15 protein-coding genes are annotated in these 21,098 nt (G+C 41.4%); 8 read left to right on the top strand and 7 right to left on the bottom strand.

Annotation, left to right across the window (positions count from 1 at the left end; translation table 11 throughout):
- The first annotated feature begins 20 nt into the window (after positions 1 to 20).
- Both FD725_RS05320 and FD725_RS05315 read left to right on the top strand, forming a co-directional pair.
- Positions 21 to 290: a hypothetical protein gene (locus FD725_RS05320; protein ID WP_179047160.1), complete on the top strand. Its 270-nt coding sequence runs from the start codon at positions 21 to 23 to the stop codon at positions 288 to 290.
- Positions 287 to 706, top strand: a complete 420-nt coding sequence (locus tag FD725_RS05315; protein ID WP_179047159.1) for a putative toxin-antitoxin system toxin component, PIN family — start codon at positions 287 to 289, stop codon at positions 704 to 706. The genes FD725_RS05320 and FD725_RS05315 overlap by 4 nt, the downstream gene beginning before the upstream one ends.
- 38 nt (positions 707 to 744) lie before the next feature.
- Here the strand turns inward: FD725_RS05315 and FD725_RS05310 are convergent, their stop codons facing one another.
- Positions 745 to 4,380: a CHAT domain-containing protein gene (locus FD725_RS05310; RefSeq protein ID WP_179047158.1), complete on the bottom strand. Its 3,636-nt coding sequence runs from the start codon at positions 4,378 to 4,380 to the stop codon at positions 745 to 747.
- Positions 4,381 to 4,652: 272 nt separating this feature from the next.
- Here FD725_RS05310 and FD725_RS05305 point away from each other — a divergent pair, with 272 nt between their 5' ends.
- The 4 genes from FD725_RS05305 (at position 4,653) to FD725_RS05290 (ending at position 7,200) form a co-directional block, all read left to right on the top strand.
- Entirely contained in the window at positions 4,653 to 4,922 is a 270-nt protein-coding gene (locus tag FD725_RS05305) for a hypothetical protein (protein ID WP_179047157.1), read from the top strand.
- A gap of 118 nt (positions 4,923 to 5,040) precedes the next feature.
- Positions 5,041 to 5,262, top strand: a complete 222-nt coding sequence (locus FD725_RS05300) for an addiction module protein (protein WP_179047156.1) — start codon at positions 5,041 to 5,043, stop codon at positions 5,260 to 5,262.
- Positions 5,259 to 5,558: a type II toxin-antitoxin system RelE/ParE family toxin gene (locus FD725_RS05295; RefSeq protein WP_179047155.1), complete on the top strand. Its 300-nt coding sequence runs from the start codon at positions 5,259 to 5,261 to the stop codon at positions 5,556 to 5,558. The genes FD725_RS05300 and FD725_RS05295 overlap by 4 nt, the downstream gene beginning before the upstream one ends.
- 160 nt (positions 5,559 to 5,718) lie before the next feature.
- Positions 5,719 to 7,200 carry a YARHG domain-containing protein gene (locus FD725_RS05290; protein ID WP_179047154.1) on the top strand — a complete coding sequence of 494 codons (1,482 nt, stop codon included), beginning with the start codon at positions 5,719 to 5,721 and terminating at the stop codon, positions 7,198 to 7,200.
- 597 nt (positions 7,201 to 7,797) lie between these two features.
- Here the strand turns inward: FD725_RS05290 and FD725_RS32330 are convergent.
- A complete protein-coding gene (locus FD725_RS32330; RefSeq protein ID WP_179047153.1) occupies positions 7,798 to 11,598 on the bottom strand; it encodes an FG-GAP-like repeat-containing protein in 3,801 nt (1,266 codons plus the stop codon).
- Between the two features lie 409 nt (positions 11,599 to 12,007).
- Between FD725_RS32330 and FD725_RS05280 the strand changes: the two genes are divergently transcribed.
- Positions 12,008 to 14,638, top strand: a complete 2,631-nt coding sequence (locus FD725_RS05280; RefSeq protein WP_179047152.1) for a CHAT domain-containing protein — start codon at positions 12,008 to 12,010, stop codon at positions 14,636 to 14,638.
- An 89-nt stretch (positions 14,639 to 14,727) separates the two neighbouring features.
- Here FD725_RS05280 and FD725_RS05275 read toward each other — a convergent pair whose 3' ends face one another.
- From FD725_RS05275 to FD725_RS05265, 3 genes are all read right to left on the bottom strand, one after another.
- A complete protein-coding gene (locus tag FD725_RS05275) occupies positions 14,728 to 15,138 on the bottom strand; it encodes an ASCH domain-containing protein (RefSeq protein ID WP_179047151.1) in 411 nt (136 codons plus the stop codon).
- A gap of 113 nt (positions 15,139 to 15,251) precedes the next feature.
- Complete coding sequence (locus FD725_RS05270) at positions 15,252 to 16,382, bottom strand: aldo/keto reductase (RefSeq protein WP_179047150.1); 1,131 nt, start codon at positions 16,380 to 16,382, stop codon at positions 15,252 to 15,254.
- A gap of 215 nt (positions 16,383 to 16,597) precedes the next feature.
- Positions 16,598 to 17,095, bottom strand: a complete 498-nt coding sequence (locus FD725_RS05265; protein ID WP_179047149.1) for a bifunctional nuclease family protein — start codon at positions 17,093 to 17,095, stop codon at positions 16,598 to 16,600.
- A gap of 337 nt (positions 17,096 to 17,432) precedes the next feature.
- On the opposite strand from FD725_RS05265, the gene FD725_RS05260 reads away from it, so the two are divergent.
- Positions 17,433 to 18,110 (top strand): riboflavin synthase, encoded by a 678-nt coding sequence (locus FD725_RS05260; protein WP_179047148.1) that lies wholly within the window; start codon positions 17,433 to 17,435, stop codon positions 18,108 to 18,110.
- 209 nt (positions 18,111 to 18,319) lie between these two features.
- Here FD725_RS05260 and FD725_RS05255 read toward each other — a convergent pair whose 3' ends face one another.
- Positions 18,320 to 19,912 (bottom strand): M23 family metallopeptidase, encoded by a 1,593-nt coding sequence (locus FD725_RS05255; protein WP_179047147.1) that lies wholly within the window; start codon positions 19,910 to 19,912, stop codon positions 18,320 to 18,322.
- Positions 19,913 to 20,007: 95 nt separating this feature from the next.
- Positions 20,008 to 20,952 (bottom strand): biotin--[acetyl-CoA-carboxylase] ligase, encoded by a 945-nt coding sequence (locus tag FD725_RS32320; protein ID WP_256871928.1) that lies wholly within the window; start codon positions 20,950 to 20,952, stop codon positions 20,008 to 20,010.
- Between the last annotated feature and the right edge of the window lie 146 nt (positions 20,953 to 21,098).

The raw sequence follows: 21,098 nt of genomic DNA, 5'->3' as shown, positions 1-21,098 counted from the left end.
CAGACTCAAATATAAAAATTATGGAAACAGATCCAATTATTAGAGTAACTGACGAAAAGCAAATAAATCTACCAGCAGAAGTTCAATCTCAACTTCAACCAGGTGATGAATACAGAGTAATTATCAAGGAAAATTGTATTGTTTTAGAAAAAATAACTCACCCAGATGTAGATTTAGATGAGTTTTTACAACGTCTTGATGAATTAGAACCCGATCCCAGTCAACCTACCTTGGAAGAAATTAGTGAAATTGTCAAGGATGTCAGACGAGAGTTATGGTCTAATCCATGAGAGTTATCCTTGATGTCAATGTTTGGATTTCAGCTTTATTGTGGGGAGGTGTTCCTGGTAAAACTCTGCGTTTAGCAAGAAATCAACAAATTAATGTCTTTGCTTCTGAACTTTTATTTTTGGAACTAGAAATAACTTTAAAACGTGATAAATTTCAACTGCGACTACAACAAAGAGGTTATACAGTTGAGGATTTGATGTCTGTAGTTAAGGGTTTAGCAAATGATTGTTCAACTATTTCTGTAGATGCTCCTCAATTGCGCGACCCAAAAGATACCGTAGTTCTGGCTGCGGCTGTCGCAGCAAATGCTGAAGCAATTATTACTGGTGATTTAGATTTATTGGTTTTGATAGAATTTAACAAAATTCCAATTTTAACTCCACAAGATTTTCTCAGTCATTATTTTTCAAATTGATAATTAGAAGTCTCTTAAACTAGTAAAATTGCCATTATTTATTCCCACTCGCCCAACAGGGTAAAGGCTGACCAAGAATAGGGATTACGCCATTTTTCCTGTTCCCACATTTTGAGTTGTGCGGCGCGGAGGGCAGCAGCAGGAGTTTTCCCTTGCTGCAACATTTGGCTGTAAAATTGGCTCATCAATAACGATGTGGCTTCATCATCAACGTTCCATAAAGACATAACTACTCTCGATGCACCTGCATACATTAGTCCTCTTGTCAATCCTACTAGCCCTTCTCCTTTCACTTCCTTACCCAGCCCGGTTTCACAAGCACTCAGCACCACCAACTCCGCAGGGAAATTGAGGTTAAAGATATCAGCGAGTCGGAGAAAGCCTCTTTGGGATTTGCCTTGTTTATCGATGAGGGAAAGAACAATTCCTGATAACTCTGGGTTGGTGCTGTCTAGAAAGCCGTGAGTAGCAAAGTGCAGCATCTTGTATTGACTCAGTTGCTTGTTGGTAGCCCAGTTATAGTTAGCATCAAAACCAAAGGCTTGTAGGTTCTCGGAAGGTGAGACAAGTTTGAGAATCTCTTTTGCTTCTTGTTCTGTACCTGGGAGTCTTTGAATTTCACTGCGGTTGATGTTTCTCGTAGACCGCTTGAGGGCAGACTCTTCTAGTTGCTGGTCAATGTTATTATTGGCAATATTAGAGGATTTGCCAGTAAATCGCTCATCCTTAGCACTAAATACTGGGTCTGCCAGGATGGCTAGGGTTTTCGGTGCTTTTGTTCGTCCTTTGGTTTGTTTCCTGATAATGGCAATGGTGGAGGCGGAAGGTAGAGAGATAATTTCATGGTTGACTACCAATGGTTGATAATTGACCTCTCCCCCAACCCCTCTCCTCTTAGGAGAGGGGAGTTTATCTTGCTCCCCCTTCCCTACCAGGGAAGGGGGTTGGGGGGTTAGGTCAGTTAAGGCGGCGAAGGGAATGTATTGTAAGGCTTCATCACCAACAATTACTAGGCGTTTCTGCCCCAATTTATCAGCAACGGGTGCAAGGATAAGTTGACTTAGTTCATTAGCAGCTTTGGCTGTATCTTCTGGGGAAACTCCCTGGTATCCTGGATTTTTTAAGTAGTTGTTGTATAAATTCTTGGCTACTTTGTCTATCTTCTCGCGTCCGGGGAGTTCATAGCTATGGAGAGAGTCGGGTGTGACAGCCCAAAGGTAGCTACGTTCTGCACCTAAAGAATATTGCAATAGCAGTGTGTTTTTATCTAATTGTTGTTGAATTTGTTTGAGAGTTAGCGGTTGGGGATATTTTAAGTCGGCATATTCAGGGTTGCTGGTGCGGATTTTGACTTCCAGTTCTCGCTGTTGTTTGAGTAGGTCTTGGAGTTGTTGTTTGGTGTTGGTTAAAAGTTGTTCTGGGGTTTCTTTTTTAGATGATAGTTCTGATAGTAATTTTTCTCTAGCATTGATTTGCCATTGTAGACGGCGTTCTTCTGCTAAAAGTTTTGGGTCAATGCCTTTTTTGATGTCTATGTTTGCTTCGGTGAGTAGTTCTATTAGACCACGGGCGCGGGAGCGATCGCTCACTTGCAGTGCCAAAGCATCGTATCCTTGGGATGGGTCTTTTTTGTGCAGTTGCATTAAAAGGTCGATGTAGAACTTATAATAATCCTGTACTGTAGCGAAGTAGGAAGTACGTAAGTCTTCACTAGCAACTTCTTGGCGGATGTTTTCGATAATGGCGATCGCTTTATCTATTTCGGTGATAGCTGCTGGCAATTGGTTATTTTGCTGTTGCAGTTTAGCAATATTGTAGAGGCTTTGAGCTTGTTCGGAAAGTAAGCCCATTTCCTGATACAAAGCAAGTTGTTCTTGATAAGTTTGTATGGCTTTTTGGGGTTGTTTGAGGGCTTGGTAAGCTTCAGCAATTGTGGCGATCGCATTCGCCTCTATTTGCTTAAAGGCGGATTCTCGACCCAATTTTCTAGCTTTTTGAGAATATTCTAAAGCTTTGGCATAATTTCCTTGTTTAATTGCAACTTGAGCAAGAATATCAAATATCTGAGATTCTCCACTTAATTTGTACTCATCTATATCTAATTTCTGAACCACCGCTAAAGCCTGATTACTAAAATTAACCGCTTGTTGATAATTTTCTGCTGCGAAGTGATGGCGACTAATATTAACTAGTAAGAAAGCTTCTCGTTGACAGTTTCCAGTTTTTTGGGATATAGACAAAGCTTGCTGATAATAATTTAAGGCTTGTGGGTATTGTTGCAATTTTTTATAGATAATACCAATCTGTTTGAGAGTGTCAATTTCATCGTTCCGCTTGCCAGTAATTTGTGATAAAAATAATGCTTGTTTATAGGCATTTAAACTTTCAGAATATGCTCCTAAAGACAAGTAAACATCACCTAGAGTTAGTAAAGTATTTGCTTGGGCGGGACGAGTTTTAAGCTGACGTTGAATATCTAATGCTTGATTGAGGGCATTAATCGCTTCTTGTTTTTTTCCTTGCGAGTTGAGAATATGACCAATATCGGTAAGTGTCTCTACTTCTTCAGGTTTAGCGCTCATTATTTGCCTAAGTTTGAGTGCTTGTTGATAAACTTCCAGGGCTTTTTGATATTCCCCAATTCTTGCGTATTCCAGACCGCCAAGCAGTTCTAGAAAATCGGCTTCACTTCTAAGAATTTCTAGTGTGCGATATTTTTGAGCATTTTGTTGGAAATTTTCGATATTATTGTTGATAGCTGGGTCAGAATTATTGGTTACTGATTTGTCAATCTGGGAAGGCTTGTTTAATGATGCTAATTTATCTACACAACTGAGGCTTGATAACGAAAGGTAAAGCAGATTGGTTTTGCTTTTTTCTCTTTTAAATTCTGGATCGAGATTATTTGCTTGCTGAAGAATTTCTATGCTTTTATCTATTTCACCAGATAAGAAGTAATGATAAGCAATAGATTGAAGTGATTCAGCTTGTTTGACGACATCACCTGTTTCTTTTGAGAAAGCTAGAGCTTGATTGTAAGAATCAAGTACTTTCTGTTTTTCACCTAATTTATCATGATTCCGGGCAATGTTTAGTAAAATACCAAATCGCGCTCCGACGTGTTGAGTAAACTGTAGTGAGACTTTTATAGCGTCGATCGCCTTTTGGTATTCTCCCATTTGTTCATAGCTCAAAGCAATGAAAGTAGTAGCTAATGCCTCAGATTCGCGATCGCCTATAGCTTGACAAACAATCACTGCTTCCTGTGCATATTTCAAAACTTGCGGATATTCACCACGGACATAATATAATCCAGAAATTGTGTTGAGCTTTTGAGCTTCTTTCTTGAGGTCTTTTGCTAAACGCCAATATTTGAGGGCTTCTTTATGTTTAGCAATGATTTGAGTAATGGGTGTTGTTTTTGTGTTTAACTTGTTAGCTTCTGCGTCTGCTTTTTCAGCTGCAACACGATAGATGTCTGGGGTGTTAGTTTGGCTTATGGTCTCTTGCGCAACTGTTTTTGTATCCCGTGCTATCTGCAACCCTCGGTTTCTCGGTGTCGCCCCCATAGCATCAGACATTAAAACCGCACTCAGCAACAAAGTTAAACTGTAGTGGGTCAATTTTGGTAAAAACCACCAGCAAACCCGTTGAGACTTTGCACTCCTCTTCATTCTTTAGCCTTACTTCTCAATCAGTGATTATTTACAGCCTTATTCCGTCGGCATCAATGCCGATTATTAGTCAATTATTTAATCGTCGCCAGTAATATTGCTGAAACTTTATGTTGATTTTATGGGTGCGGTTGAGAGTTGTGGTTCTGGTTTCTGTTTTTGTAACGAACTTCCTCGGCAAAGTCTGATTTTTTCGTTCTCGCGCTTCCTAATGGGAGGTGGGGAGATAAGGAAGAAAAGGATAAAATTTATAAAACTGGTAAATTTAAACTATGAATACAAATATTGTTGCCAAAGTGACGGCTGAAGGAAAACTCGAAATCCCGCCAGAGGTGTTAGTTAAACTCCAACCTTTGACAGAATACGAAGTCTTGGTTAGAGAAGATGAAATTGTATTTAAAAAAATTAGTAAACAATTGACTTGGGCAGAATTATCAGAAAAAATTGAAACTTTAGGAGTAGATGCCGATGAACCTACTCTTCAAGAAATTAGTGAGATGGTCAAAGAAATGCGACGGGAACGACGCTCTAAAAAATGGTAGCTGATCACCTATTGTATGAGGGGCAAGATCCCTGACTTTTTTGAAAAGTTGGGGATCTGGGAATCTGATTAAGCAATAGCTTAAAATTGTAGATGTTAGTCAACAATAGCAAATAACCATGAATCCTTTATTAAACGTTGATATTTCCCAATTAAGTGTATCCGAACGAATACAACTTGCAGAGGATTTATGGGATAGCATTCTGAATGATACTAATGCAGTAACTCTGAGCAACGAGCAAAAACAAGAATTGGATAGACGTTTAGAAACACATCGTCAAAACCCAAATCAAGGTTCAACCTGGGAAGAGGTTAAACAAAGACTAGGTTTTGGTCAATGATTTATCAGTTAATTATTAGCCAAGAAGCAGAGCTTGATATCCAAGATGGTTTTGAATGGTACGAGCAACGTAGTTCTGGATTAGGTTCAGAATTTGTACGTGCTGTCGATAGTAGTTTGGCATTAATCGGACGCAACCCTTTAGCTTATCCTGAAGTGTATCGACAAGTACGACGAGTTTTAATACGTCGATTTCCTTATGGAATAATGTATATTTTGTCAGAAGATGTAATTACTATTATCGCCTGCTTTCATGTCAAACGTGACCCTAAACAATGGCAGGATAGAAATATTTGAAAGTCTAGCGATCGCTAGTAAAACAGTTATTACACTCATGTATTATTACTCACAACGGTTTTATGTACTAAAAACTTTTCAAAAAACCTCTAAGTCTTTTGACTGTTGATTTTCGCTTTGTCATACTGTAATGACTAGTCCCTAAACTTCTGCGTCTCTTATGACAACACAGCTGTTAAACGATCGCTATCAAGTTATTCGGACATTAGGCGCTGGTGGGTTTGGTGAAACTTATCTCGCTGAAGATACTTATATGCCCTCCCAGCGCCGATGTGTGGTAAAACAGCTACGACCAATTCAAAATAACCCCCAAATCTACCAGCTAGTACAAGAAAGGTTTCAAAGAGAAGCCGCAATTTTAGAAGAACTGGGGGGAACGACCGACCAAATCCCTGTACTCTATGCTTACTTTACGACAACCGGGCAATTTTATTTAGTCCAGGAGTGGATAGAAGGGGATACACTGACAGCAAAACTGCGACAGCAGGGGTTATTCAGTGAAAGCGCTGTCCAGGAACTTTTGGTGAGTTTGTTACCAGTTTTGGAATACGTTCATTCCAAACACATCGTTCACCGCGATATCAAACCGGATAACATTATTCTGCGTCATCGTGATGGTAAACCTGTGTTGATTGATTTTGGTGCGGTGCGGGAATCGATGGGAACAGTGGTAAACTCCCATGGGTTACCTACCAGTTCCATTGTTATTGGCACACCTGGATATATGCCCAGCGAACAAGCCGCAGGTAGACCAGTTTATTCTAGTGATTTATATAGTTTAGGTTTGACAGCTATATATTTATTAACTGGTAGACAGCCACAAGAATTAGCAACAGATCCTCAGATGGGTGAGATTATGTGGCGAGAGTATGCCAGTCATATTAGTCCCGTGATGGCTAGTGTAATTGATCGGGCGATCGCTTATCATCCACGCGATCGCTACCCGACAGCTAGAGCTATGTTAGACGCTTTGCAAGGCACTACCAATCCCATTCCACCCACACAACCATACTCTCCCCCATCGCCTGTATCTACACCACCGACACCCACTGTTCCTGTAGCACCCAAGGCGACAGTTACCAGTAATAATCAAAAAGGTATTCTCTTTGGGAGTTTAATTGCTGGAGGATTAGTTGGTGCATCTATAATTTTTGCTTCGGTATTTAGACAAGAACAAAAGATTACACCCGAAGTCACATCATCAATCACACCCACCCCCATTGTTTCCCAACCTCCCGTTACACCACCAGTAGTTACATCTTCTACACAACCGACAAGCATTTCAAAATCAGTAGTGATATCCCCCACACAACCCACGAATATATCAAAATCAGTAGATGTCAACCCAACCAACAACGACGACAATTATGTTTGGCTATCTGAAAGACCTGTAACTGATGCAGATTTGGAAAATAAAGATGGCTTGCAACTAGATATTATGCGAAATACCATTTTCGCTCGTCATGGTCGCCGTTTTGACACTCCTGGTTTACAAGATTATTTTAATAATCAACCTTGGTATAATCCTACATATTCACCCAAGACATTTCCGACAAAATTACTTTCCAAATTAGAGCAACGCAATGTAGATTATATTGCAAAATACCAAGAACGTTATAATTTGAGATACTTTAAGAAATGAATTTTTACTAATTAGCTATTTCCCGTAGCTTGGAACCCAAAAAATGATGTCGAGCAATCGGTAACTAGTCAATAAAAATATTTAAATACTACTGATGTAAATAGTATAAAAATAAGGCAAAAAGAAAAACTGTTACATCTCGATGTAACAGTAAGAAATAACTGGGGAGATATTTAATTGATGTACATAATTAGCATTTTTTGTGTTAGTTCAGTTAAGCAGAAAAGTAGGTTGGGTTGAGCGACAGCGAAACCCAACAAAGTCTTGATACTGTTGGGTTTCATTCTTCAACCCAACCTACACCAGTTATAGTTTTTAGCCTTAACTGAACCGTATTGGTACATAATTAGCATTTTTTGTGTTAGCTTACGGCGCGGATAAATTTACTATTATGCTGCAAATATATAAGCGCTTATTTATAAAGTAAGTATTCAGGTAGGGTGTGTTAAGGCTGTGCAAGGATTTGGAAGTTTGAGAAAGTAAAAATCAGCCGTAACGCACCATATTTCTATTTTCAGCGTGGTTTTTATGCCCTATCTCTTATGCAGCAAACTTTATAGGTAGGTTGTCACCCTCTGAGCTTCAACCTACAAATAATTAGACCAGAACAATATCGAGTTGAGTTGAGAAACCAGCCGGCTTATTTTCAAGAGTTCCTAACTGAATAGCTGCCAGATTATCCGTGGGTGAAGCATCAAAGAATAAACCACCAGTACTGCTGTTATATTTGAATTGGCTGAGGGAGGTAGCGCCAAAACTTGATTTGATGATTTCAATCTTGTCGCCTTCAGTACGGTTGAAGTCTTTGATGATGTCGATACCTTCAGTTCGAGAGTTGAATCTGAATTTATCTGCGCCTAAACCACCAAAGAGAGTATCAATACCATTACCGCCAGCTAAGATATCGTTACCATTACCGCCAGTTAATACGTCTTTGTCATCGCCACCGAAAAGTGTGTCATTACCATCGTTACCGTAGAGGACATCATTACCTGTGGAACCTCGCAGGGTGTCGTTGCCCTCGTTACCATAGAGGATATCGTTACCTGTTCCACCATCAATGTTGTCATTGCCAATGTCACCAGCAATTGTGTCATTGCCAGCACCACCATTAATCACATCATCGCCGGCTCTGCCATTGATTTGATCATCTCCCCCTCTCCCGTCGATGATGTTAGCGGCAGCGTTACCTAAAATATAGTTATTCAAGTCGTTACCCGTGCCATTGATGACAGCAGAATCTGTCAAGGTGAGGTTTTCAACGTTTGCTCCCAAGGTATAGGTTTTGCCTGTGATGACGGTATCAGTTCCCTCAGAAGCATTCTCAATTACGACATCACCATTATCAACAAGGTACTTGTCGTTACCGCTACCACCAAACATTTTATCAGCGCCAGCGCCGCCGTTGAGGTAGTCGTCCCCTGCTCCACCATTGAGAATATCGTTGCCATCGCCACCAGCAATAGAGTTATTGGCAGCATTACCAGTAATAACGTTGTTGAGAACGTTACCAATACCATTAATCGCCGCAGTACCATTTAAGGTTAAGTTTTCCACGTTTGCTGCCAAGGTATAGCTGCTAGTAGCGTAGACAATATCAGTTCCTTGACCAGCATACTCAGTAATTACATCAGCAGTATTATCGACAATGTAGGTGTCGTTACCACTACCACCAAACATTTTATCTGCACCAGAACCACCATTCAGATAGTCGTCTCCAGCACCACCAGAGAGGATATCGTTGCCGTAACCACTGATTAGAGTGTCGTTGCCGTTACCGCCATCAAGCACAGCCCAGTAGTTAGGATCACTGATGATGGTGTTATTATTACCATCTCCGGTGTAAACTTTATAGACTCCGCCGCCAGCAAAGTTGATTTGCTCAATACCTTTGAGTATGTCAGTCCCTTCACTACCAGTAACTTGTATATCTCCATTGCCATTAAAGGAGACATTATAGTTGGTATACACTTCGCTGTAGATAGCAAAGTCGTAGCCAGTGCCACCGATTAGGGTATCGTTACCATTGCCTCCATAAAGTGTGTCGGTGTAGTTACCACCGGTTAAAGTATCGTTACCGCCACCGCCGTAAAGAAAAGACCAGTAGAAAGGATCGGCAGTGAGGATGTTATTACCCCCATCTCCATTGTAAATTTTGTAGACTCCGCCATCACCAAAGTTGACTTGCTCAATACCTATTAACAGGTCAGTGCCGTCGCTACCTGCGACTTGTAAGTATCCCTCACGGGTGAAATAGGTATTATAGCTGGTATATGATTGGCTGTAGAAAGCGGTGTCGTAGCCACCACCGCCGATGAGGGTATCGTTACCAGTACCTCCGTCTAGGCTATCGTTGCCTTCTCCGCCATTCAAGGTGTCATTGCCATCACCAGACAAGGCAACATATACATTATTATTGCCAAAACCAATGATGTCAGCCCGACCATCACCATTGACATCAGCAACTTGGCGGGGATAGCGATCAAAGCTACTCCAACCACCGCCAATGACGTTGAAATCATTATGAACATAGACTGCTCCGCCAAAAGTACCGTTAGCTTGACCGAGGGCTGCATACACACCATTTTGCCCAAAACCCACGATATCAGCCCGACCATCACCATTGACATCTGCGAGTTGGCGGGGATAGCGATTGAAACTATTCCAACCACCATTGATTTCGGTAAATTGGTTAGTTGCAGCGATCGCTCCACCAAATGTACCATTAGCTTGACCAAGGGCAACATAAACAGTATCAATGCCAAAACCCACGATATCAGCCCGGCCATCGCCATTGACATCTGCAAGTTGGCGGGGATAGCGATCAAAGCTACTCCAACCACCACTGTTCGGGGCGAAGTCAGCGATCGCAGCAATGGACTGACCAAATGTGCCATTAGCTTGACCAAGGGCAACATAAACAGTATCAATGCCAAAACCGACAATATCTGCTCGACCATCACCATTCACATCTGCAACTTGGCGGGGATAGCTGTTGAAGCTCGTCCAACCACCATTATTCGGGGCAAAGTCAGCGATCGCCGCGATCGGTTGACCAAATGTACCATTAGCTTGACCAAGGGCGACATAAACGGTATCGATGCCAAAACCGACGATATCTGCTCGACCATCACCATTGACATCGGCAACTTGGCGGGGATAGCTGTTGAAGCTCGTCCAACCACCATTGTTCGGGGCAAAATCAGCGATCGCTGCAAAGCCTGGACCAAAAGTACCATCAGCTTGACCGAGGCCGACATAAACAGTATCAATCCCAAAACCAATGATATCTGCCCGACCGTCACCATTGACATCTGCAACTTGGCGGGGGTAGCGATCAAAGCTACTCCAACCGCCTCCATTCACGTTGAAGCCAGAATTGGCGACGATTATTTCACCGAAAGCTACACCGCTACCACCACCTCTGAGAACATCGTTTCCTGCGCCGCCATCGAGAGTATCGTTACCTGCTTCTCCATGGAGAATGTCATCTCCTCCTTGACCATAAATAGCATCGTTCCCTATTCCACCATTGAGGTAATCGTTGCCATTACCGCCGATCAGAACATCATTGTTATGATTGAGTTGACTTAGCGGTAAGCTAGAAACCTGCTTGACATAGTACGCATAGATACCCAAATCACTATAGTTACCAGATTCTATCCGACTGTAATAATCTTGAACAATTTGAGCTTGCTGCTCATAATTGAAACTACTGAGTCCTTTCCCTTGAAACATCCGGTTGAGTAATTCACTCACACCACCATAGTCATAGCCATCGTTGGCTTGAGCATCAATCGCCCTGGGTATATAATCCGCACCATAGCGTTCAAACTGCCAAACATGGGTTAATTCGTGAATCAAGGTATCATCACTGATGCCACCCCAAGTATTAATCGTGTGGAAAGTAGTGTAAGCGCGATCGCCGTTCAACAGTCCAGTAAAGGTATATTCATCAATCCGCACTAAATCTAAGCGAATGGAGTCACCGAAAACGCTTCTGGCAAGCTCCTTTTCTCTGGCAGTTAAGGTACGAGTATTAAACTTAATGATGTCTGCGGCTGTTTCTAAAATCTCAGGAATTCCCGCCAGTTCAGCAGCATTTAATAAGTTAGTTCCAAACCATTTACCAAAATTGGTGTAGATTTGCTCGTTAAAAAGATCCTTAAAATCTTGTTCCAAGTTACTAGGCAGTGACTTGACATAATTAACAGCTCGATCAACTGTCCCTTGAATTTTTTGTCCTATTTTATCACTTAACCAATTTGCACCATCTCCCACAAAGTCTAAGCCGACTTGCTCAAAGGCAAAATCTAAACCATCTCCGATTTTATCGAAGGCGTAGGAAATTTTGCCCGATAACCAGCTTACCCAATCGAATGGATTCCACCAAGACATTTTTGTTTCTCCTGAAAATCATTTAGTTACAGGTTCTCAATTAGCCTCAAATTAGAGGGTGTTGGAAAAGTTTCAGTAGGTATAAAAATGTCATTCTGACTGGAGTGGAGCGTCAGGAAGAATCTAGGTTTTGTGGCACATACCGAGATGTTTCATTCCGCTACGCTGCATTCAACATGACAAAGAAACAGACTTTTCAAACGTCCTCTTAGGTAATGAGAAAGAGTTTGTTGATTACTATTGCTATCTTCTTTGATAATTGCTAAGAATAATTGAGTCAAAATCAGGTATATATCGTTGAATTTAAATGATCTGTTTTAGTTAAATTCAGTTAAATTCAGGTGCAGAGATCAAATTTTTGCTCATAATCAATGAATGAACTAGGTTACAACCCTGATTCCTATTGTCTATGAGACGCGCTTTGAGATTAGTTGTGTTGGTGATTTTCGGCTTAAGCTTTAGCTTGGGTATGTCAATCCTATTTCCTGTCGTTGCTCAAAATTATCCCAGTCCAATTCAACAGACATCAGCCTTAACGCTAGTACAATCTGGTAAACAATATTATGATGCCGGGCAATTTGCTGTAGCTACACAACTTTTACAACAAGCAGCACAAGTTTATCAAACTTCAGGAGACATAGCTCACCAAGCTCAAACATTGAGCTTACTGTCTTTGGTTGAGCAAAAACTTGGGCATTGGCAGAAAGCAAAAACTGCAATAGATGCTAGTTTAAATTTATTAGCTAAGTTACCATCTGACAAAAAATTGAGCCGCATTCATGCTCAAGTATTGAATAGTTTAGGACATTGGCAATTGGCACAAGGACAAACTGAGTCTGCTTTAGTCAGTTGGGAAAAAGCAGAAAAATTATATATTCAATCTCAGGATACTCTTGGTGTTGTTGGTAGCCAAATTAATAGAGCTTTGGCACTGCAAACTTTAGGACTTTACCGCCGTGCAGAGAAACTGCTAGTGCAAGTAGAACAACAACTCTACCAACAACCAGACTCTCCTCTTAAAGTTAATGGTTTACTTAACCTGGGTAATCTGCGCCGATTTAATGGTGATTTAGAAAAATCTCGGGAAATTTTAACCCAGAGTTTGACCATTACTCAAAGATTGCGTTTACCTGAAGCCGAAAGTACAGCTTTACTCAATTTAGGAAATACAGAATTAGCGATCGCCCACCAAGCTGAAGAATTAAAAGACACACAACGTACTGAAGAGTATAAACAACAAGCTTTAGAACGGTATCAGAAAGCTAATGCGATCGCTACTTTACCCACGACCAAAATTCAAGCTCAACTGAATTATTTTGCTGTACTAATTGAAACTAAGCAATTTACATTAACTTCACCTATAATTGCACAAATCACAGCCGACCTGAATCAATTACCAACAAGTCGAGTATCTATTTATGCTCGTGTGAATTTTGCCAAAAGTTTACTGAAAATGGCGAAAACAAGCGAGCATCCACAAATTATCCAGATACTAGCAACAGCCATTGAACAGGCTAGAAACCTAGCAGATCAACAGGCAGAATCCTATACCCTTGGCACTCTCGGTGCAGTTTATGAACAAGCTGGAGATTGGTCTAATGCCAAAAAACATACTCAGTCTGCTTTAGTCCTGGCTCAAGCAATTAACGCACCAGATATTAGCTATCAATGGCAATGGCAAATGGGGCGATTACTCCGGGCAGAAAATACCCCGACTCAAGCTATTACATATTACACCGAAGCTTTTAAAAATCTCAGTAATTTACGCAGCGATTTAGTTGCTCTGAATCCAGAAGTTCAGTTTTCCTTTAGAGCCAGTACAGAACCAGTTTATCGGCAATTAGTTGATTTACTCTTATCATCGCCACAAACAAGTCGAGATAACCTGATTCAAGCGCGTCAGGTAATGGAAGCACTACAACTAGCAGAACTAGATAACTTTTTTGGGGATGCTTGTGTGCAACCAAAACAGGTAAATATTGATCAATTAGACCCCAACGCCGCCGTTATTTACCCAATTATCTTAGCTAACCGCTTGGAGGTGATTGTTAAATTACCAGGCTCAGATAATTTACGTCATTATGCTCATACCAATATTTCGGAAACCCAAATCGATGCAGCCGTCACACAACTGCAAAAGTCTCTCAAACGACCCAGCACCAGTTTAAAACAACTAAAAACACAATCGCAACAGATATATGACTGGTTAATTAAACCGTTTGCAGATGAACTGGAAACTGCAAAAACACGAGAGCAAAGCCAGATTAAAACTTTAGTTTTTGTCCTTGATGGTTCATTGCGAAATTTACCCATGTCAATTCTGCACGATGGACAAAAATATTTGATAGAAAGATATGCTGTGAGTGTCACCCCGACATTGCAGCTACTTGAAGCCAAACCGCTACAAACAGAAGTACTGAGGGTTTTAATTGCTGGTGCAACTGACGCACCTAGCTTTAAAAAAGAAGGATTAGGCACAATAGATAATGTGGCAGTCGAATTAGAAGGTATTAAAGAGAATATTCAACGTCATCAGATCCTAGAAAATCAAGCATTTATCAAGAAAAATGTCCAAGCCAATATTAATCAAAAACCTTTCAATATTCTGCATTTAGCAACTCATGGAAAGTTTAGTTCCAACCCCGAACAAACCTATATTCTTGATTGGAATGGACGCATCAATGTTAAAGATTTAGATAACTTACTGCGTTTAAATTACCAAAGAAGTACTAATCCTATTGAATTATTAATTTTGAGTGCTTGTGAAACAGCCAGTGGTGACAAACGCGCCGCTTTGGGATTAGCAGGAGTAGCGATTCGTGCCGGTGCGCGCACTACTCTAGCTAGCTTGTGGCAGATCAACGATGCTTCTACAGCCGAGTTTATGATTAAGTTTTACCAAGAATTGAATAGGGGAAAAATTACTAAATCAGAAGCTTTAAGAAATACGCAACTGTCATTTTTACAATCATCTACCAATAGAGATTATAATCGTCCCTATCATTGGTCGGCATTTATTTTAGTAGGTAATTGGCTGTAGTTAGGGATTTTCAGTTATGTGTAGGTTGGTTTAAGCGCAGCGCTTGGCGCGCCAAGCTGCGCTAACAGTAATCAAAGCGGATTCCGATATTACTTTAATAAATAACTTCTTATCTGTTCACTTGCCAATGTGAATACTACTTTTCTGTCTTCGTTAGTCGCGCCCCAGAAGATAGATTGTGAGCCTGCACAATCTATGGGAATTCTAAATTCAAAAGCTTCTGATAATTGATAAGCATAGTTATCAAATCCAGCTTGCCTACAGCTTATAATTTTGCAGGCTCCGATAATTGCACCACGTTTAATATTTGCTGGATTAATCCCATATTGTTGAAAACAATCATCGCTTGCAGTTGATTTTGAAGCGTGAATTAATATCCATCCCTTCCGTTTTGTTGGCTTACTTCTGTACTCTTCATGTTTCAATCGCCGTATAATTGCGTAGGCATAAGGTGGATGAAGTGAAATTGCTTTAAGCTTGGCTGGATAGTTAATTTCCATGTTTTTTATAATTGAATAATCGATTTTTAGCTTATTTAATTATAAAAACTAGCAATTTCAGTGATAACTGAATATTTACGGTTATGGTAAGAAATGTTGTTAGCCGTGCTTCGCTATCCCCAAAGTCTTCTACCAGCTTTACCGCTTAATCGATTGTGAGTGTCTTCTAATAATGCTGGAATATCTAAATTTTCTGGACAACGAGGTAAACAATCACCACATTCTGTACAACGGTTGGCTTTCATCCCTGGGAACCAGTGACCAGCATTTTCAAACATTCCATAACGATATTGTCCGTAATCTGTCATATCATAAGCTACTGCCAAATTACGTAACCGCAGAACTTCCGGAATATTGATGTTTTCTGGACAAGGTAAACAGGCATAACATTGACTACATTGTGTAGTTCCTAAAACTGTTTTTTGCTGCTTTTCTAGGCGTTGAAAAGCTAAGGTTTCTGCTGATGTTAAATCACTATTATTATCAGCAACCTTTAGAGGTTCTATTAATTCTTCTGGATTGGCTGCACCGACACTTAGGGTAGTAATTCGTTGGTCACTTAATAAAAATCTGTAGTTTAATGCTAAAGGTGAAAATGGCTGAGACAAATCTTTAAGTAGTTGGGGTGGTGTATAAAGCCGTCCGCCCTTATCGGCTGGGGAGATAATAAAAATGCCCATATCTTTTTGGGTAGCTAACTCAATTGCTGGTGCATTTCTTTGAAAAAAATAGTAATAATGCAGATTGACAAATTCAAAAAAATCTGTATTGATGGCGGATTGAATAATCTCTAATGAACCATGGGTGGAAAAGCCAACGTGTCTAACTCTACCATCAGCGATCGCTTCTGCAACGGCTAGCATACAACCACCTTTGGCTTGCACCCACTCCAGATGTTCCCAAGTGTTCAAACCATGAATTCCCAGACAATCGAGATAATCTACTTGCAAGCGTTCGAGCGATTCATCAATGTACCGACGCATACTCTCAGCATCAGCCGTGGGCGGAATTTTGCTGGTGATGTGAAGCTGAGAACGGGGTACTAACAAGCCACTGATAATTGCTTGACCAAGATACACTTCACTTTGACCATAACCTCTGGCTGTTTCTAGATGATTAATTCCTAGCGCTAAGGCTGTGTTGATAGTGTTCTTGGCATTTTCACTATCAGCTAGATAACGCATTGTTCCTAACGAAAAAACCGAGAGGTGGAGGTTAGTTTTACCAAAGCGTCGGTACTGCATAAACGGAGTGCTGAGTAATGAGTGATGAGTAAATAAAAAGTTTTATTTTCATCTCTTGTTGAAGATTTACGCTAGATCATTGAAAAATTAGTCACAAAAGACATCAAGAAATAGGTATAAGAGATAACTTTAACTTAAGTCCTATTCTTTATTCTTTCTCAGCACGAGCTAAATCGCTCGGTCTTTGTTAACTATACTCATGACTCAGCACTTTCCTAGCTATCACCATTGCCAAAGCGTTTGATTAAATCTTCTGGACGAAGATTAGAAATAAACTCCCGGAACGCTTGTTGTTCTGCTTCATCAGCGTCACGATCAACGGGGATAGAAGCATCAGCAATGACTTCTTCCATTACCCATATGGGAGCATTTGTCCGGAGAGCAACAGCGATCGCATCGCTAGGACGTGCGTCAATTTCTTTTTTGACTTCGCCTTGCTGGACAATCAATGCTGCATAAAATGTATCCTTTTGTAAGGAATGAATGATGACCTTTTCTAGGGTCATACTCCATGCTTCTAGGATATTGACAATTAGGTCATGAGTTAATGGTCGGGGAGGCTTTTGGTTATCCAGTGCGCCCATAATTGCTCTTGCCTGTTCTTGACCAATATAAATTGGTAAAGCACGCCGATCTGAAGCATCTTTTAACAAAACAATTGGGCTACGGGTTATGGCATCTAATGCTATGCCAGCGACTTTCATTTCAATCATTGGCTAAGTCTCTACAATTCTTTGAGCGCTTAATGATAGGTGATAAAACATACCCTTTATCGGGTAGGTAGAAACTGAAATAAACATAGGCATTGTTTTCTATAATTGCCTCTATTAAACTCCGAACTGGTAGTGAACACCAGAGTAAGTCAAATTGGTCTTTGTAGACAATAACCTCCTTAACCAAGTATGCCCTGTGAAGGATGGCATTGTGTTAATAACCTTATAATAAAAAAAGTCAGAAAATATACTCAGAATTTTCGGCATTCTTGTGAGAATTACCAGTGGATTTTCCGCAAAATTAAGTAATAAATAGAGTTAGTTTGACAAAAAAGCCGTGTTTACAGGATTAATCCAAGCATTAGGAACAATCAAGCCTTTAGGGGGCGATTCTTGGCAAATTACTTGTGTGAGTCAGTCATTATCAATTATGTCGGATTTGGCTTACGGTGACAGTGTAGCTGTAGATGGTGTTTGCCTGACAGTGGCAGAAATTTTAAAGGATGGGTTTATTGCCTCAGCTTCCCCAGAGACTCTGCGCCGGACAACTTTAGGCATACAGCAAGCACAACAGGGGTATGTGAATCTAGAAACTTCTTTACGAGTAGGAGGCAAAGTCGGTGGTCATTTTGTCATGGGTCATGTAGATGGGGTAGGTCAATTACTAGCGGCTGAACAGACTGCTAGTTCTTGGGAAATGAGTTTTACAGCACCAGAAGCGATCGCCCGTTACATTGTTCCCAAAGGTAGCATTACTGTCAACGGCATTAGTCTCACGGTAGCTGCTTACGAGCCAGAATTATCTCAGTTCACCGTGGCAGTTATCCCTCTCACTTATGCCGAGACGAATCTCCGCTATCTTGTCCCTGGCAGCTTAGTGAATTTAGAAGGAGATATCTTAGGCAAATATGTAGAAAAGTTTCTGCAACCCGGTCAACGACACACCACAACTACAGATAGTAACAGTCCTGGAGACATATCACCAGCTTTTCTCCTGGAGCATGGGTATTTGTAGTTCGTAATTCGTAATACCCTACGGGTACTCCAAAGGAGAACTCGAAGAGTAGGCTTGCGCCTACGTAATTCGTAATTATGAATTGGGGAGTGGGGGATGGGAGGATGAGGAGAGGGGGAGATGGGGAGAGGGGGAAAGAATTATCCTTGTCCCCTTCTTTCATTTTGAATTTTGAATTTTGAATTGATTTGTCCCCAATCCCCAATCCCCTATCTCCCTGGCTCCCGGAGTGCTTGGGCGGTTTGTATGCCTTGGAGTAATTGACTGAGGGCGATTTGCAGTTGTACACCGGGGTCAACGGCAACCCAGCCATTTTGGGTGAGGTGGCGGACTTCAAAGTGCAGGTGGGGGCCTGTGGAGTTGCCTGTGCTACCCACACGACCGATGACTGTACCTGGTTCTACCCATTGTCCTGGCTGGACTAGTAGTTCTGACATATGCCCGTAGAGGGTTTGTTGGGCAGAACTGTGATTGAGGATGACGGTTAAACCGTAACCACCTACCCAGTCAGCAGTTGCTACTTGACCTCTGGCGGCTGCTAACACGGGTGTTCCTGTGGGCGCACCCAAGTCAGTCCCAGCATGGAAGCGGCGATCGCCTGTGATGGGGTGGACGCGCCAGCCAAATAAGGAAGTAATGGGAGAAGGTACAGACAAGGGATAAACCATGCCTGTACCCTGATAAGCAATGGTGCTGGTGTAAGGAATTTGTGGTAATACCGAGGCTAGGGGGATGTCATAAGCCACCGTACTGTCACGGGGAACGATATTACCTTCAGCCATTGGTGGGGGTAGTGTACCACCGCTAGGGGCAAGAGGAGTATTGCTGACTCTGGTGGTGGCGACAAAATCACTGGGGTTAGGAATAAATCTATTAGGGCGATAGCCTGTTTTGGTAACGCTACCAGCACCAATTTCAGAATTACCCCATTTACTGTTATTGTTAGTAGTAGCTAGTAAGCGTCTGCCTGTAGGGACTGTAGCTAATTGAGCATTTTCGCTTCTTCTGAGCCAAGTGGGGGTTGATTTACCACGAGAATTTGCTAGGCGATCGCTACTGGATGGTTTAGCACAAGCACTGCCAGATACCCCTTGTCCAGACGACAAAACGGTACGACAACCACTAGCACGTTCTGTCAGAATCACCGAATTTGGTGCTTGATAAGTCCCGGCTGTCTTATCACCATAGTCAATCGGGTCAATATAGGCGTTGTTATAATCCTTGGTTTTCTCTGCTGTGACACCACTATTCGAGTTGTTTGTGGGTTTAGCAAATGCTGGCAGATTATCAGATAAGGAGTTATCAGGAGTTACGACTGCTGGCTTTTTAGTCGGGGTAACTCGTTGTGTCTCGGCAAATTTGGGTTTAACTTCTGGGTTTTTAGTGGGAGTAACCTGTGGTTTCGATTGTCTTACACTAAACACAGGCTCATTAGACTCAATCTTAGGTGGAGATTGTCTAACTGACTCCGTTGACTGAGAAACGGATTGTTTACGCAGTCTTTGTCTAAGTGTGGTTCGCCTTTCAGAGAATTTTGGCTGTATTGGTGCTGCTTGTGGTATAACAATATCTCTTTTTACAGTATTTGTCCCGGCTGTAGGCTGAGAATTTTCAATAGTAGGAACGATGTTATCTATTGATGTTTCCGTTTGGGCTAACACCAAGCCACCACTTAGAAGGCTCACGCTACCTAACAAGCACAAACCCTGTGCTGGTAAAGTATAAGCCAAGCTTTTGGGCTGGAAACTTCGCTGTTGTGATTGGTGTGAACGGTTGTGGGCAGAGTTATTGCGCTGCGTCATTTGTTCTCTCAGTTATGTTGAATTTTACTAAACAGATGATGCTAGTGGTTTGTCTTGCCCAAAGAGCGAATTTTTAAACAAACCGAATATCAACCTCAAGAATTACGATAACCCAAACTGATTGTACCGGGTTCTAGATAAAGTTCTGGTGTTTTTATATCAGTTATGCAGTCCGTCTCCAAAGATAACCTTAATTTGCCTTGGGTTGTCACACCAACAACAATACCTGAAAGTTCATTCACAGATACGCGATCGCCCATATTCACCAAAAACTCTACATAGCGAGACAAGAGTATGTCTACTCCTTCTTGCCCAAGACAAACCATACCGGATTCTATTCCCAGTAAAACCTTGGAGGTGAGAGTTTCTAGACAAGAGATGGGAAGAGGGGGAGATGGAGGGAGGGGAAATGGGGAGAAAGAATTGTCCCCTTCTTTCATTTTGAATTTTGTTAGCGCAGCGTTAGCGAGTCCGCGAGCGTCATTTTGAATTTTGAATTGATTTGTCCCCCTGTCCCCTATTCCTTCCTTAGCTAGCCAGGATTTTAAATTAATTCCCGTCTCTGGAACTGGATTAGACCAATTAATACCCACACCCACTACAGCTTCCGTAATCTCACCTTGATTAATTTTAGTTTCTGTCAAAATGCCGCCGAGTTTACGACCATCTAAAACTAAATCATTAGGCCATTTAATCCCCACATTTATCCCACATTCACGTAGCTGATGAGCAATCCCCCAAGCACTAGCGAAGGTTAATTGGTAAGCATAATTAGCAGCTAGTTGAGGAGAAATAGCCACAGAAACATATAATCCACCGTTGGGAGAAACCCACTGACGACCCCATTGTCCCCTTCCAGCTGTTTGCTGAGTAGCAATGACGACTGTACCTGCACCTGCACCTTTGTCGATTAATTCCCACAGGGTAAGGTTAGTTGAAGCAACGCAATCAAAAATATGTAGTGAAAATGGTAAATATGAATACTGACTTTCTACCTGGAGAACTGCTGCTAATTTTTGCTGATTAAATTCCACCACAATTGACCCGAATTCTGTTGAGAAGAGTTAATAGTACAGCCTTTTTTAACTCTATAAACAAACATCGGCAACCGTAGAAGGCAGATTAGCAGACGATTAAATTACCAAACCCGTAATGATGGTAAGTTCATAAGTATTGATTATAGTGC

Origin of the sequence: Nostoc sp. TCL26-01 (assembly GCF_013393945.1) — a bacterium.
Lineage (GTDB): Bacteria > Cyanobacteriota > Cyanobacteriia > Cyanobacteriales > Nostocaceae > Trichormus.
Note: the sequence above shows the minus strand (reverse complement) of the source record. Positions and strands in the feature narration are given on the sequence as shown.